The organism is Micropruina glycogenica, assembly GCF_900289045.1.
In the GTDB taxonomy this organism is placed as follows: Bacteria; Actinomycetota; Actinomycetes; order Propionibacteriales; family Propionibacteriaceae; genus Micropruina; species Micropruina glycogenica.
Genome location: NZ_LT985188.1, coordinates 972,818 through 987,848, shown reverse-complemented (window position 1 = coordinate 987,848; position 15,031 = coordinate 972,818). Strand labels below are relative to the sequence as shown.

At 67.1% G+C, this 15,031-nt stretch carries 10 protein-coding genes, 1 tRNA gene and 1 pseudogene; 8 read left to right on the top strand and 4 right to left on the bottom strand.

Translation table 11 applies throughout. The annotated features are described in order from the left end of the window. Positions 1-23 precede the first annotated feature (23 nt). The 8 genes from MPLG2_RS04615 (at position 24) to MPLG2_RS04580 (ending at position 10,607) form a co-directional block, all read left to right on the top strand. The gene (locus tag MPLG2_RS04615; RefSeq protein WP_105185128.1) at positions 24-1,349 is read left to right on the top strand and encodes a Dyp-type peroxidase; all 1,326 of its coding nucleotides are present in this window, start codon (positions 24-26) and stop codon (positions 1,347-1,349) included. 230 nt (positions 1,350-1,579) lie between these two features. Further along, on the top strand, positions 1,580-3,211 hold the full coding sequence (locus MPLG2_RS04610; RefSeq protein ID WP_105185127.1) for a metallopeptidase domain-containing protein: 1,632 nt from the start codon (positions 1,580-1,582) through the stop codon (positions 3,209-3,211). 142 nt (positions 3,212-3,353) lie between these two features. Next, positions 3,354-5,000, top strand: a complete 1,647-nt coding sequence (locus MPLG2_RS18310) for an endonuclease/exonuclease/phosphatase family protein (protein ID WP_158680878.1) — start codon at positions 3,354-3,356, stop codon at positions 4,998-5,000. Positions 5,001-5,059: 59 nt separating this feature from the next. After that, a tRNA-Ile gene (locus MPLG2_RS04600) sits at positions 5,060-5,133 on the top strand. A gap of 238 nt (positions 5,134-5,371) precedes the next feature. Continuing rightward, a complete protein-coding gene (locus tag MPLG2_RS04595) occupies positions 5,372-6,409 on the top strand; it encodes a tyrosine-type recombinase/integrase (RefSeq protein ID WP_105185126.1) in 1,038 nt (345 codons plus the stop codon). A gap of 219 nt (positions 6,410-6,628) precedes the next feature. Beyond that, on the top strand, positions 6,629-7,894 hold the full coding sequence (locus tag MPLG2_RS04590; protein WP_158680877.1) for a hypothetical protein: 1,266 nt from the start codon (positions 6,629-6,631) through the stop codon (positions 7,892-7,894). Beyond that, a complete protein-coding gene (locus MPLG2_RS04585) occupies positions 7,891-8,481 on the top strand; it encodes a hypothetical protein (protein ID WP_105185124.1) in 591 nt (196 codons plus the stop codon). Before MPLG2_RS04590 ends, MPLG2_RS04585 begins: the two co-directional genes overlap by 4 nt. Then, entirely contained in the window at positions 8,478-10,607 is a 2,130-nt protein-coding gene (locus MPLG2_RS04580; protein WP_105185123.1) for an AAA family ATPase, read from the top strand. Before MPLG2_RS04585 ends, MPLG2_RS04580 begins: the two co-directional genes overlap by 4 nt. A 3-nt stretch (positions 10,608-10,610) precedes the next feature. Here MPLG2_RS04580 and MPLG2_RS04575 read toward each other — a convergent pair whose 3' ends face one another. From MPLG2_RS04575 to mobF, 4 genes and pseudogenes are all read right to left on the bottom strand, one after another. After that, positions 10,611-10,811 carry a helix-turn-helix domain-containing protein gene (locus tag MPLG2_RS04575; protein ID WP_105185122.1) on the bottom strand — a complete coding sequence of 67 codons (201 nt, stop codon included), beginning with the start codon at positions 10,809-10,811 and terminating at the stop codon, positions 10,611-10,613. A gap of 222 nt (positions 10,812-11,033) precedes the next feature. Then, positions 11,034-11,300, bottom strand: a complete 267-nt coding sequence (locus tag MPLG2_RS18305; RefSeq protein WP_158680876.1) for a hypothetical protein — start codon at positions 11,298-11,300, stop codon at positions 11,034-11,036. 915 nt (positions 11,301-12,215) lie between these two features. Further along, positions 12,216-13,079 carry an AAA family ATPase gene (locus tag MPLG2_RS19295; RefSeq protein ID WP_269459181.1) on the bottom strand — a complete coding sequence of 288 codons (864 nt, stop codon included), beginning with the start codon at positions 13,077-13,079 and terminating at the stop codon, positions 12,216-12,218. A gap of 465 nt (positions 13,080-13,544) precedes the next feature. Further along, positions 13,545-14,741, bottom strand: a pseudogene (mobF, locus tag MPLG2_RS19290) (MobF family relaxase); the annotation flags it as partial. Positions 14,742-15,031 lie beyond the last annotated feature (290 nt).

The following is a 15,031-nucleotide window of genomic DNA, read 5'->3' as shown; positions in this document are numbered from 1 at the left end:
ACACAAGGTCGGGGACGGAACAGATGACGCAGGACGCCGGCGAACACTCGCAGGTCGACGATGCTTCGGCGACCGCTCCGCCTCCGCCTGCGGGCTCGGCAGGGTTCTCACGGCGTCGGCTCGTGGTCGGCGCCGCCGGCGGTGCCGTTGCGGGGGCTGCTGTCGGGGCGGGCATCACCGCCGCCGTACTGCGGCCCGCGGCCGCAGCGGGGGCTGACACTGCCCCGGAGGCCACCGATTCGGTCGAACTGAACAAGTCGGTGCCGTTCTACGACCAGGTGAACCAGGCCGGCATTCGCACCCCGCCGCAGCGGCACTGCGTCTACATGACGTTCAATCTCACCGCGGGCGCCACCAGGCAGTCGCTGCAGGTGCTGCTCGCCCGTTGGTCGGCGGCGATCAGCCAGCTGGTGCAGGGCAGGCCGATCGGGCCGATCGAGCCGGCGCGGCCCGACGCCGTGGGCACCGACACCGGCGAGGCCGAGGGCCTGGCCCCGGCGTCGCTGACCGTCACCGTGGGGCTGGGGCCCGGCGTGTTCGACGACCGGTTCGACCTGGCCGACAAGCGTCCGGCGTTGTTGCAGCCATTGCCCCGCATTCCCGGCGACACGCTGAAACCCGAGCTGACCGGCGGCGACCTGTCGATTCAGGCGTGCGCGGACGACCCTCAGGTCGCCTATCACGCGGTGCGCAACCTGGCCCGCATGGTCACCAGCACCGCCCAGACGCACTGGGTGGTGCTCGGCTTCGGCCGGGCCAGCGCCGGGCCCGGGCAAGAGACGCCGCGCAACCTGATGGGCTTCAAGGACGGCACCCGCAACGTCAGCTCCGACGCCGACTACGACCAGTTCGTCTGGCTCAAAGACGCCGGCTGGATGACCGGCGGCACCTACCAGGTGGCCCGCAAGATTCTGATGACCATCGAAACATGGGACTTCGACCGCATCAGCGACCAGCAGCGCATCTTCGGCCGCACCAAGGACGAAGGCGCCCCGCTGAGCGGTGAGAAGGAGTTCGACACCCCCGACTTCGCGCTGAAGACCGACGGCGCCCACGTGATCGACCAGGCCTCGCACATCGCCCTGGCCGCGCCCGAGAACAACGCCGGGGTGAAGATTCTGCGCCGCGGCTACAACTTCACCGACGGGCTCAACGACCAGGGCCTGCTCGACGCCGGGCTGCTGTTCATCAGCTACCAGAACGACCCGCAGCATTTCGTCGACCTGCAGGCCAAGCTGGGCCGCTTCGACCTGCTCAACGAGTACATCAGGCACGTCGGGTCGGCGATCTTCGCCGTTCCGCCGGCCCCCAAGACCGGCCGCTACATCGCTCAGGAACTCTTCGAGTAACCCCGACCGTGCGCCACGTGCGCTCCCGCCGGCTATTCGTCATCCGGGCGAACGCCGGGATCTCCCCCACCGCGGTCTCGATCCCGAGGCAGACGACGATTGAGACCCGCCCGCGCCGAGGCGTCCGTCCGTAGAAGTACGCAGTCTCGTATCTCCCCCGGCAGAGGCCGCTCTATCAGCAAGGCGACCAAAGCCCCGGCTCGATCGAGCCGGCTCACGAGGGGGAACTCATGACGAAGCCTTGCACCACCACGCCCGCGCGCAGGTTCGGCCTGCGCGTACTGGCCGCCGGTGTATCGGCGCTGGCCGGGCTGGCCATGCTGCCGGGCAGCGCTCCGCGCGCCGACGCGGCGCCGATACGCACCCAGAACGGGTGGTCGGTGCTGCTGTGCAAGATGTCGGACGTGGCCGCCACACCGCAAACGCCCACGTTCTTCAGCCAGTTCTTCGGTGCCGCCGGCGCCGGCATGAACGGCCTGTACGACTTCTTCAACAACCAGAGCTACGGCAAGGTGAAGATCAACGCCGACGTGCGCGGGTGGTACACCATGCCGTACACGCAGGCCACCGAGGCTGCCAAGTCGCGCTGGGACAAGATCAACGACTGCGTGGCCACCGCGGCGTCCAACGGCTACACGGTGCCGGCCGGCAACCGCATCGCGGTGATCATCAACGCCCAGATGGACTCGGGCGCCTCGGGCGGTCGGGTGCTGCTCGACCCGGGTGCCTGGAACGTGCGGTTCGCCGCCCACGAGATGGGTCACGGCTACGACCTGGGGCATTCGTTCAGCAACGACCTGACCTACCAGAACGCGTCGTGGTCGCAGCCCGGCGAATACGACGACATGTGGGACCAGATGAGCGCCCAACACGTCTACAGCGTCAACGGCGGAACCTTCGGCGAAACCGGCGTCGGGTTCAACGCGTTCAACCGCGACAAGCTCGGCTGGCTGCCGATGAACAAGGTGCGCACCTTCGGGTCGGCTGGTGAGACCTCGGCCACCGTGCGCATCGCGCCGCTGCAGGCGCGCACCCGCAGCGGTTCGCTGCTCGTGCGGGTGCCGTTCAACCCCGGCGACCTGTTCAACTACTACACCGTCGAGTACCAGCTGAAGAGCGGCTGGTCGCGGGGCATTCCGAAGAGCACCGTGTTGATCCACGAGGTGAAGAACGGCAGGCCCACGCTGCTGCGGTCACTGGGCACCGCGGGCAAGCCGCCGGCCCAGTCGGTGAGCGCCAATGGTGTGACGATCAAGGTCACCTCGACCGGCACGACCGCCCTGGTGAAGATCACCTCGCAGATCGCCGACCGCTGTCTGCAGGGCTGGGTGTGGCGCGAGGCCCGATCCAGCGACCACGTCTGCGTCACCGGCGCGACCCGTTCGCAGGTGGCCGCCGACAACGCCGTGAAGGCGAGCCGCTGGGTGAACGGCGCCTACGGGCCGCACACCTGTGTGCAGGGCTACGTGTGGCGCGAGGCCTACGCCGGTGACGACGTCTGTGTTACCGGAACTCAGCGCTCGCAGGCCGCGGCCGACAACGCCCAGGCGTCCGCTCGGCGCAACCCGGCCCGGTTCGTCTACGGCCCCAACACCTGCGCGCAGGGGTACGTGTGGCGGCAGGGCGACGCCTACGACTACGTCTGCGTCACCGGCTCGACCCGTTCGCAGGTGGCCGCCGACAACGCGGTGAAGGCCAGCCGCTGGGTGAACGGCGCCTACGGTCCGCACACCTGCGTGCAGGGCTACGTGTGGCGTGAGGCGTGGGTGGGCGACGACGTGTGCGTCACCGGCGCGCAGCGCACCCAGGCCCGGGTCGACAACGCCGATTCGCGCAACCGGGTGGCCCGCATCTCGGGCTGACCGATCGAGGTACCGACTGCCCGGGGGTGACTCCCCCGGGCCGTTTCGCGCCTCGGTGGTAATTGCTCGTATCGCGGCCGGGGCTCGTGCATCCGTAGCGTGAAGATGCCCGCGAGGGAGGGCACACGAACCGGGGGCCGTGATGGGACTTCAAGAGAACGCCGCGTACTACCAGAAGGTCGGTGGGCTGCTCACCGATTGGGGCTGGGACGACTTTCTGAACTGGTGGCCGGGGTGGCAGACCCGCACCAACAGCGGCCCGGTGAAGACACCGCTGGCCGTCACCGTGCACCACACCGGCGGGGTGGCGACCGCGACCAGCTACCTGATCAACCCGGTCGACCGGCCGAAACTCAAGGTGCTGGCCAACATTCACATCGACGCCCTCGAGCGGCGGATCAGGTTCATCTGCGCGGGTGGCGCCAGCCACGGCGGCTACACCTACCAACCCTGCTACGACCGGGTGATCGCCGGCACGGCACCGCTCGATCGCGACCTGGTGCCCGGCCCTGATTCGACCACGTTCTCGATCAACCGGGTCACGGTGGGCATCGAGATCGACGGCGCCGGCGGTGCCGACGAGTGGGACGACTGGACCTACCGGGCCGCCGTCGCCACCGCGGCCGCCTGCCAGCTGGCTGGCGAGTGGCCACTCGCTGACTCGCCACGGGTGGGCGCCCACAAGGAACACACCCTGCGCAAACCCGGGGACCCGTTCGTGAACATGGGCCGGTTCCGCACCGACGTGCTGGCCTGTCTCGCGGCGCCGTGGGGGCCGACCGCTGGACGTCCCGACTTCGTGTTGGGCGACCGGGTGCTGTCGCGCCTGGGCAACGATGTCGGCTCGGACGTCGCCGACCTGGTCACGCTGCTGATCGCGGTGGGCAATGCGCTGCCGCCGGGCAACGTCTTCAACGCGGCCGTCGAGGCGGCGGTGATCGCGTTTCAGACCGGCCACGGGCTGACCGCTGACGGAGTCGTCCGGCTCGACACGGTGCAGGCGCTACGGCAGGCGCTCACTCAGTCGAGCACCGATGACGACGACACTCCCGAGGTGATGGACGACGTCCCGGCCCCGGTGGTGCAGCCGCCGGCGACCAGGCGCAAGTTCCGGTTCGGGCAGGCGAACCTCGAGGCGCAGCGGTTCGGCGGCCTGCTCAACATCAGCGACGACCGCGGCGAGTTCCTACGTGACGAGATGAAGTGCTCGGTCTACGCCCTGTGCGAGGTGACCGAGGCGGCCCGCGACGCGATTCGCGCGGTGCTCGGCGCCGACCGCTACAAGGTCTGGACCGTCGGCTACGTCTGCGTGCTGTGGGACTCGACGAAGTGGCAGCACGCCGGCAAGCAGACCGTCGACTTCGGCAACGACATTCACGGGGCCGTCCGGGTCACCTTGGAGGACGTCGAAGGCAGCGGCCTGAGCATGGACGTGATCTCGATTCACGTGCGGCCGGGGGCTGCGATCGGCGGGTCGGACGCGCACATTCTCGCCACCAAGAAGAGCGACATTCGCAAGGCCATCAGGGCTCTCGTGCGACCAGGCGTTCCCACCGTGATCGCGGGCGACTTCAACACACCGAAGGCGGCCGACGTCATCGAACCGTTCGGCTTCACCCGGCTGACCAAGGCGATCGACACCCTGAACGAGCCGGGTGACCAGAGGTTGGATGCAACCTTCGTCACGCCCGGTCTCAAGCTGCGCAGCCAGAAGCTGATCGACCCCGGCGACGTGAGTGACCACAAGGTCTGGCTGCTGAAGAACACCCTGACCCAGTCGAACAACTGATCAGCCACTCCGGCGACGCGAGCCCGTCGGCTACGATAGCGCCGCGAAACGCGTCGTCGGGGGCGGTAGCTCAGCCGGTCAGAGCAGGGGACTCATAATCCCTGGGTCGCGGGTTCGAGCCCCGCCCGCCCCACCGTTGGGCCGAGTCCGCCCTCACCGTCATACGGTGGGGTACCGCCCATCGTGCCGCGTGCCGTCATCCCGGCGGACACTTCAACGTCATCCCGGCGGACGCCGGGATCTCAAGTCGACTCCAGCATGCTGTCGGCTCCAGTTGGCTCGATACGCAAACTCGCCTCGGGTCGACACCAGGGCGTCCCCAACGGACCGGACCCGATGTGGCACGTCGCCCGACAACTTTCCAGGCCACGATGGACGCCGAGGGCTGGCTCCACGAGGAGCGCAAGCTGATCGAGGCCAACGAGTGGTCTCCCCCGAAACACCGGGCCGAAAAGGCGCGGGGCGCGGCGAAGACCCCCGACTTCGAGACCTACGCGAAGAAGTGGATCGCGAAGCGGCGCACCGACAAGGGCGAGCCGCTGAGGGCGTCCACGAGGGCCAACTACGAGGCGACGCTGGAGCACCACCTGGTGACGACCTTCGGACGGATGCGGCTCCGGGACATCACCAAGGGCGCAGTGCGCCGCTGGTACGAGGACGCCATGGAGGGCAACTCGGACAACCCGCGGGCGATCTCGAAGGCGTACGGGCTGATGCGGGCGATCATGAACAGCGCCGTCGACGAGGACCTGATCGAGGCCAGCCCGGTGCACATCCGCGGCGCCGGCTACCAGCCGAAGCGGCGCCGGCTCGAACCCGCCTCGATCGAGGAACTCGACGTGATCGTCGAGAACATGCCCGAGAAGTGGAAGCTGATGGTGCTCCTCGCCTCCTGGTGCGCCCTGCGCTACGGCGAAATCGCCGAGCTGCGCCGCAAGGACATCAAGCTGCGCCACGTCGGCGGCCGCTGGACCGGCGTGATCCAGGTGCGCCGAGGCGTGGTCTGGGTGAACCGCAAGATCCAGGTCGAGCCGCCGAAGTCGGAGGCGGGCATCCGTGACGTGGCCATCCCGCCACACCTCATCCCGATCATCAAGGCGCATCTGGAGACCTTCGCGGCGCCCGGCCAGGAGGGTCTGCTCTTCCCTGCCGCCAACGGACGCCAGCAGTGGCCGTCGACCATCACCAGCTACTTCAAGAAGGCGGCAACGATCGCCGGGCGCTCCGACCTTCGCTTCCACGACCTCCGCCACACCGGCGCTGTGATGGCCGCCCAACAGGGAGCCACGCTCGCCGATCTCCAATCGCGCCTCGGTCACTCAACGGCGAATGCCGCGCTGCTCTACCAGCACACAGCAAAGGGGCGTGATCAGTTGATCGCCGACGCACTCTCGCGATTGGCCACATGAAGGGGCACCTACATCGGCAAAGCGTCCGGTTTCGCCACTCAACACCATGGGACGGCGATAGCCTCACACGGAACACTCCACATCGGAGGCCTCGTGTCGATCCCATCGCAGTTACTCAGGAGCCTGTGCGAGCCTGGCGGTGGACGGATTGTCTTCGTACTAGGCGCCGGAGCATCGATGGATCCACCAACGTCATTGAAGAGCGGCGCCCGAGTGTCGATGGATGCGCACCACCGACTCGTTAACGACGGCCTGCTGTCACCTGGTGACGTTGTGAACGATTGGGATCTTGCTGAACTTGCGGATGTTGTGTGGAACAAGTTCGGCAGCCAGAAGGAACTAACTGACCGTCTGCCTCGCCACGACTGGCGAATGGCTGAGCCAAATCGAGGGCACCATGAGGCTGCCGCTCTCCTCGCGGAAGGCGCAGTCCGCTCGGTCCTCACTATCAACTATGACCTAGCGCAAGAGCACGCGCTCGTCGATGTGAACGGTCGCTCAACCATGACCACGGTTGTCAGGGGTCCGGAAGATACTGACTCGCTCTCTGGACGCACACTCGTCTACCTGCACCGAAGTTGCGACGCGGACAGCAAGGACTGGATTCTCCGCGCGTCCATCATCGCAGACACGGCCATCCAGGTCTGGGAGTCCGCGATCGCGGACTCGATCCTGATGTCTCCGGTGGTTGTCTTCGTCGGCCTCGGCAGCCCTGCGCCGATCCTCGCTGAGACTGTTTCCCGGCTCGTGACGCGGACGGGAATCTCGTGCTACCTAGTGGACCCGACGGAGCCTGACCCCACCGACTCAACCACCTTCTATGCGTCGCTCAATGGGAGCGCGACTCACATAGGGATGACTTGGTGCGACTTCGCAAGTGAGCTTGCCGACCGCCTCCGCGATGACGTCGTTGGGCGCCTTCTCGACGCGAGTTGCACGAGGCTGTCTGAGCTCGGTGGGCACTCAAATGCATGGCCCGCTCTTCGCACGGCCATGCTGAAGGTCCCACTCCATCAACTCGGTCGCAAGCGTGCTTCGTGGCTCCTGCGGCGCCAGACGTACTGTCTCGAGACCGAGGTTGACACCGCGCTGTTGGGCGACCTGTTCGCCGCTGTAGCCGCAGTGGCTGAGGCTGTCCACGCGACTTCGATCGCACTTGATGGACGAGGCAACGTCCGCCTTGGCATGGTCAGTGGGAACACCGTGCCCATGCGAATCGCCAATGTCGCCGGGCAGAGCACATGGAATACCGTTGCCACAGAGCTCTCGCGAGAACTCGACGCCTGGCCGGCCCCCGACTACCGTCTGGTTCTCTTCTCGAATCCAGACCCCACGCCGGATCTTGCGCCAATCGATCTGGTGCGCTCGGGAGACCCGGTCGATCTGATCAGGGGCGCTGACCAGATCGTCGCCCTCGGTACGGCGGAGGCCGTGAGCCTTGCGACGGCTGACGCAGCAGCACTAGCAAGAAGGATCTGCGCATGATCGAGTCATCAACAGTCCTGGACACTGTCGACAACCTCCTTCAGCGGTCCGGGATGCGCCGCGTGCCCGTGACCAAGGCGACGACCTACTTGGCACGGGTTTTCGAGAGCTCTGATGCACTGGTCGGCTTGGCAGCGTTCGAAACGAGCAGCGAGTTGGCGGATCAGTGGACGGACGCGGAGGAAGCACTCACGAGGTTCGCGAGCTCGCACTTGGATGCTCAAGACCCGAAGGCGTGGGATCTTTACCTCGTTCTGATCACGGGTGATAGGTCCATGAGCAACGAGGAGGCGCTCGAGCGAGCGCGCATCGATACGAGACGCGCTCGCAAACTGACTGTTGCAGCTGGCGATCGCCAGGGAGACACCGTGTTGGGAGCGTTCGTCAGGCGGCAAATCGCCGGCCTGCTTCCGATTCCCGAGATCGAGCGAGGGCGGGTCGAAGATCCCGTGGAGGAAGTGGCCATTGCTTTCGGACCTACGTCTCCCATCCCCAGCCTTGTGAGGGCTTATACGAGCGGCGAACCACTAATGGCCGAGTTGCACCACTGGATCACAGGCGAGCAGAACGGGGGTCTCGATCGATGAATCTCACCTCTTTGCAAGTTTCCGGATTCTGTGGAATCGCGTCGGAACTCGAGTTCGACCTGAACGCGCGCATTGTGATTCTCGCCGGCCGGAACGGCCTCGGCAAGACGACAGTCTGCGACGCAATCATCTGGGTCCTCACGGGCACTCATCCACGCGGCGCCGAACCGCAGAACGTGTACACAAGCACTCCTGCAACGGTTACCTTGTCTGGGTCCTCGGGTGTGGGGAGCTGGAAGATCACTCGGACGGCCAGGGCGAGCGGAGGTGAGCTTGCCATACAACATGAAGGCTCAGCATTGCAGGGTTTAGCGGCGCAAGAGTGGCTTGATCGGGAGCTGTTTCCTCATCAAGACCTCTCCGAATCCGTGGCCGGGCTACTTTCCGACAGTGTCTATCTGCAACAGGAGACACTGAGAGCATTCCTGAGCAGCAAGTCCGACGACGAACGGTTTGCCGGACTAGCCCGGATGGTTGGTGCCCGTCGCCTTTCGCAGTTTGTCGATGACTTCGACTCAGAGCGCCGCCGGTGGTCGAAGTCCATCAAGGCGCGCGAGGAGGAGGTCGCGGCTGCAGAATTGGGGCTTCAATCGCTCAGATCTGACCTAATTTCCATGGAAGCCCAACTCGGCGAGGCAGCGATGGCCAACGATGGGCCGTCGTGGGATTCGTGGGTTCACGAAGTAACGATGCTTTCCGGCGCCCCACTGCCCGAGTCAGTGACCGACAGGGAAATCGCAAGGCTCACCTCAGCCCTTAGCCGGACAGAGGCGAAACTGGTCAACGACCTGTCGCGGCTCGACGTTCTCGGCGACGAACTAGCCGTCGCGCCCACTCGGGTGGACGGTCTAGCTCAGGACTCCAGGGATCGCGAACGCTCGCGGGTCGAGTCCGCTTCGAGAGCCTTGCACAATGCGGAGGCTGCCGCGGCACAAGCGGAGGCCGTGGCGGCGGAAGCCCGCTCTCGGGTTCGAGCGCTGGAGCTCCACCAGCAGCAGATGGCCCAACTGGCTGATCTTGCTCTCGAACTCCTCGGATCTCACTGCCCGGTGTGTGACCAGGTTATTGACCCACAAGCTGTCTCCGTTCGACTTCGCCGGCTCCGGTCGCTCGATGAGAACCTGGATCTGGCCGACGCGGCCGGCCTTTCTGCCTCACTGCAGGCAGCATCGGAAGCCGGTGCTCAGCGCGACATGTGTCTCGCCGAGCTCCAGTCGGCAAGAGCAGCACTGCAGCGCATCGAGGAGGAGTACCAGCGGGAAGCAATTCAGCAGGAGACCCGCGAACGGATCCTTCGCGATCTAGGCCTCACGCCGGGAGACGGTGTGAGTGAGCAGATCGGGCGCCGACGGCTTGGGATTCAAGGTGCACTGGATCGGATTCACTCACTTCGTGCGACGGCTACGGGGTTCAGCGAGCAGATTCAGATGGAAGGCATGCGGCGACGCCTTGATGCAGGCCGCGCGCAACTCGCTGAGCTGAACTCCGATCTCACTGACCGCCGAGACGACCTCCACAGCGCGCAGCGGACGGCGCGGGTCGCGACGGAAGTCTCAGCAAATCTGAAGCACGCATCTGATGAACTCGTCTCGCGACGCCTAGAGGAGATTCAGCCCTTGCTCGACCATCTCTATGCCGCGGTCGATCCGCACCCAACATTCAGGTCCATTCGGCTTGCGACACGCGTGTACTACGGACATCCGCGACTGGATCCCGTTGTCGCGGATGACGAAATGGGTATTGAGATCCGAGACCCTTCCCTGACGCTGTCTACGTCTCAGTCAAATGCGCTCGCGGTTGCGATATTTCTCGCATTCAGTCTGGGGCTCTCACCAAGCTCACTCGATACTTTGCTCCTCGATGATCCTTTGCAGAACCTAGACGACGTCCATTTGCTGGGGCTCGTCGACGTGCTACGGCACGTTCGATCTCGGAGGCAACTCATTGTCACCGCGCACGATAAGTCGTTCGCCCGCCTGCTGGCGCGCAAGCTTCGCGCAACTTCCAGCACTGAGGCTGTCCTGGTCCATGAGATTGAGAGCTGGGCGCGCTCAGGTCCACGAGTCCGCACTTCACGCCTTCCGGGGTCCGACCGTCCATTCGTGTTCGCTGACGAGCAGTCCTGATCGCTAGCCCCAAGTGGGCACTCGATGTAGGAGCCTCTCGAGGTCGGTGACCCGGACGCGGATGATTCGGCGCCCCGTACGGAAGGCGGGCAGCTCGCCAGCGGCGATGCGGCGGCGCAGTGTGTGAACGCTGATGCCGAGGATGTCGGCGGCCTGGGCAAGCGAGACGAAGGCGCCCGGCTTGGTGCTCTCGATGACGGACATGGGTGTCTCCTTTTTCGTGGTGGGTGTTCAGAAGCCGACGTGATCAGGGCTGATGGTCCAGGGGGCGCTCTCGGACTCGGGTCGCGGGATCGGACGCGGCTCGACGGTTTCCCAGCGCGGCCGGCGGGAAGGATCGGCCTCTCTTGAGCAGGCCCGCTACTCGGTACCAGAGGGCGGACACTGCATGGTCGGCGGGCAGGTGCCCCTGGGCGAGCGCCTCCTTCACCACGGGGCCACACGTAGGCCGTGCACCTCGAGCTGGTGGAGGCGCTGCGCGACCTCCAGGCGGTCCGAGTCCCGGGCGATCGCGGGGTCGGCCCACGTGAGGAGTCGGCTCCACACTCCGGCCTCGATGCCGACGAGATCTTCCAGGCGTGCGTCCAAATCGTTCTGCCAGCCCCTGGCGGCGTCCGCCATCGCGGGTTCGCCAGTCGGGCGCCTGTCGGTGCCGTCGACACCCATCGCCGCCCGCCAGATCGAGATATCCACAAGCACCTCGTCGTCCCGGCGGAGGTGTGGACGACCCACTGGATTCCGTAGCCAGGCCAGGGGGACGTCCCCGGCGATGGTCGCCCTGCGGACCGCTTCCGTGAGCACCTCGACGCGCTCCGCGCGGGCCCGGAGATATGGCCCCCACGTCGCGTCCTCAGCCACCTTCGACGGGATGCCGCGCAGCCACGGCAGCGGTCCCTGCGCTCGTCCGGCACCAGTAGGTGCAGACGATGGTCGAGCACGGCCGCGGCATCGCGGGCCGTGTTCAGTTCGCCAAGTCTGGTGATCCTCCGAAACAGCGCGACCGGGTCATGGCCGTCCGCGGCGAGACCCAGCAGATCGGAGCGCAGGGTGTCCCAGGCCGGGCACTCGGTGAGCCACAGGACGAGGTTGTCGGCAGCCTGGTCGAGCCGCTGGCCGACCTCTCGCCCGAGGACCTGTTCGGCGGCCACGCCGAGCGCGTCCGTGTACCGCGCCGCGGCCGGCGCGAGGAGCTTCGTCGGGTCGTCCTGCTCGCGGAGCTGGGTGCTGGCCGACACGGGCGCGTCGTTGTGGGTGAGCGCCCGCTCCAGCCGCTCGACAGCAGTGAGCAGGTGGACCGAGTCGGTGTGTGCGAGCGCGTGCGGGTCGCCGTCGCCGACGACCTCGAGGTAGAGGTGGTTCGCCCGCCGTCCGCGGGTGAGCATCGTGTACAGCTCCTGCCGGGACTCCTCGCCGGTCGCCAGTCCGTGCATGCTGTCGGCGGTGAGCCCCTGGGCACCGTGGATCGTGGTGGCGTAGCCGAGCTCGACGCACCCGCGGACGTAGTCGGCGGGCAGCTTCACGGTGTGCTTCGTCCGCCGGCTCTGGACGCGCATGCTGCCATCAGGGAATACGCTCGCCACGCTCCACCGGTCGCCGTTCTTCACCCAGTCACGGCTGCCGACCGGCAACTGGCGGGCGTTGACGCGGGTGATCACCAGGTCGCCGGCGACTGCGATGCAGCCGTCGGCCAACTCGGTGCCGCGACCGAGCATGGTGCGGCCTTCGAGGTGGCGCCGCTGCGCGAGCCGGTTCAGCTCGGTGACGAGGTCCCTGGTCGGGGCGAGCATTAGCGGCGTCCAGGCCGTTGGCGTGGTCCTGTGTCCAGGCGTCCAGCACGGCGTGCGCCATGGTCGCCATGTCGCCGACGTGGATGCGGTCGTGGTCGAGGTAGTAGCCGAGTGCCTCGGCGCGTCCCTCTCGGAGCGCCAGCGAGGCTTCAGCTTCGGCCGGGTCGTCGAAGCGAAGCACCTCGACAAGCCGGCAGGCACCGACAGCGGCTTCGATGTCGGCCGGGACGCCGCCGGCGCCGATCGCGGACAGTTGCCGGTCGTCACCGATGAGCCGGACGCTGCCGCCGCGCCCGACGATGTGCTCGATCGCGCGGTCAAGGCTGAGGGTGTCGGCCATGCCCGCTTCGTCGATCACGACGAGGCTGTCGGCTCCGATGGCCGCCATCCACGCGGGCTGGGGCTGGTCTGGATGGTCGAGGCTCCAGGTGAGCTTGGCGAGCGTGTCGCACGGCACGTCCAGCTGGTCGGCGAGCGCCTTCGCGGCAGCCGCGGACGGAGCCAGGCCGATGACGGTGCCGCCGGATTCGGTCCAGGCCGCGCCGAGGGTGCGCATCGCGGTGGTCTTGCCGGTGCCGGCGGGCGCGATCGCGAGCTGGACGCGGCGTCCGGAGCGGGCCATCGAGCCCACCAGCTCGCGCTGCCCCGGGGTGAGCTGGGTGCCGTTGGCGAGTGCTTCGAGCATTGCGAGGTCGACGACCTCCCGGGCGACCACGCGTCCGTCGGCGCGTCCGGCGTGGGCGACGATGCGGTCCTCGGCGTCGAGGATGCGGCTGGAGGTGTACCAGTCCATGCCGGGGATGGTGTAGACGCTCTGGCCGTCGCTGCGGCGCAGCGCGTCGGGTTCCTCGATCGGGTCGTCCTTGGTGAGCCGCAGCGATCGGGTCTCCAGGGCGAGGTCGACGAGGGTGTCGACGACCCGGTCGAGCAGTTCGGTGGAGACGCCGGCTGCTCGTGCCTGCCGCAGCGCCTCAGCGCGGACGTGCCAGCCCTGCCAGGTGGACCGATCTTGCTCGACGACGCCGATAATGCGGGCGGAGGTGTCGATCAGCCAGTCGATGGTCGGTGTCTGGGCGTGGACGGGTTCGCGGCCGAACGCGGCAGCGAGCATGCGGTCCACTCCCCTGGCGCCCAGCACCTGTTCGGCCTGGATGCGCCAGGTAGCCCGCTGCTCGGCGAGCGAGCGCGGCTCGGGCTTGGCGTCGCGGGTCTCGAGGTTGGCGCGCTGGGCGAGGGCGATCATTTCGACCTCGGTGGGCGGACGGCCGTGATCAGCGAGGAAGGTGGCGGCGAGTTCGTCCCGGCGGTGTTCGATCTGTCGGCGGCGGGTCGACCAGCGCGTGTTCAGCGCCGGATCGATGCCGTCGACCTCGCGGATGGGACGCTTGCCGCGTCCGGTCGTGCGCTCGACGAACTGGATGCCGAAGGTCTCGGCGAGACCGGCCTCCAGCGCGGCGGTGTACAGCTCGGACGCGGCGACTTTCGCCTTGTAGATCAGGTTGGTGTTGAGGGCGTACCAGCGTCCGTCGCCGGCCTGCACCTTGTTGGCGATGACGAGATGCGTGTGCAGATCCGGGTCGCCGGCGCGGGTGCTGCGGTGGTCGAACGCGGCGACGACCAGGCCGCGGGCCTAGACGTTGCGGACGCCGCCTGGCCCGACCCGGCTGAACGCCTGAGTCTCCAGATAGGTGATCATCCGAGAGACGGCGCGGTGGTGCAGGTCCTCGAACTGCCGGCTGGTGGCGAGCGGAGCGAGCGCCCAGGCGGTGGAGAAAGACTTGGTCGGCGACACGGTGAGATCGACACCGGCGATCGTCGTGGCGGTCGGACGCGACCAGATCGCGACCTCACGGTGGAGCTCGCGCGGAGACTCGGGCGGCCGGCCGAACTCCTTGACGAAGAACTCGGTGGCGACCTCCGTGCGGATCTGCGCGAGCACGTCCGAATCGAGCCGGGCGTTGGGACGGCGTCCGGCTGCCATGTTGGCTGCGGCGTAGCGGCGCTTCAGCTCCTGCTTGAACTCCGGCGGACGGGTGTCGCGGACGGCGAAGGGGCGTCCGAGTCGGCACGCGTTCTCCGCCTGGCGCTCGGTCAGGCCGGCGGCGAGGGCGTCATGGCGGATCTGATCGGCGAGCGGGTGCAGGCCGTTGCCGAAGAGCGCGAGCATCTGTGCCTCGGTGACCGGGTCGCCGGCGTTGAGCCCGTCGAAGGCGTCGAGGCCGGTGCCCATCCAGACGCCCGGCGCCTCGCCCTTCTCCTCGTAGTAGGCGGCCAGACCGGTGCGCACCTGGCCGTCTTGCGCGGCCACCTGCTGGGTCAGGTAGGTGTACCCCGACCCGGCAGTCACCTTCTTCAGACTGATTGTCAACGCACACCTCCTCTCCGGCAGAAGGCCGCTCACCGTCCCTAAGCCCACGGGCGGGTCGATCAGGACGCTCGAGAGCCCAGGAGTTCGCAGGACTTCCCACGCGTTGTCCTCAGCAGTCCGCGATCGGGACGTCAGGGACGGGAGTTCTGCGTCTATACCGCCTTAAGCCTCAGAAGTGGGTCGTTCCGGACACGTTTGGCCCGATGAATCTGACGAACGGGCTGCGTGGCTCCCAGCCTCGATGGACGGCTGGCCTCGGGATGGGCCCG

Coding starts and splice junctions, on each gene's coding strand:
- MPLG2_RS04615 (WP_105185128.1), top strand. CDS start 24: ATGACGCAGGACGCCGGCGAACACTCGCAGGTCGACGATGCTTCGGCG.
- MPLG2_RS04610 (WP_105185127.1), top strand. CDS start 1,580: ATGACGAAGCCTTGCACCACCACGCCCGCGCGCAGGTTCGGCCTGCGC.
- MPLG2_RS18310 (WP_158680878.1), top strand. CDS start 3,354: ATGGGACTTCAAGAGAACGCCGCGTACTACCAGAAGGTCGGTGGGCTG.
- MPLG2_RS04595 (WP_105185126.1), top strand. CDS start 5,372: ATGGACGCCGAGGGCTGGCTCCACGAGGAGCGCAAGCTGATCGAGGCC.
- MPLG2_RS04590 (WP_158680877.1), top strand. CDS start 6,629: ATGGATGCGCACCACCGACTCGTTAACGACGGCCTGCTGTCACCTGGT.
- MPLG2_RS04585 (WP_105185124.1), top strand. CDS start 7,891: ATGATCGAGTCATCAACAGTCCTGGACACTGTCGACAACCTCCTTCAG.
- MPLG2_RS04580 (WP_105185123.1), top strand. CDS start 8,478: ATGAATCTCACCTCTTTGCAAGTTTCCGGATTCTGTGGAATCGCGTCG.
- MPLG2_RS04575 (WP_105185122.1), bottom strand. CDS start 10,811: ATGTCCGTCATCGAGAGCACCAAGCCGGGCGCCTTCGTCTCGCTTGCC.
- MPLG2_RS19295 (WP_269459181.1), bottom strand. CDS start 13,079: ATGCTCGAAGCACTCGCCAACGGCACCCAGCTCACCCCGGGGCAGCGC.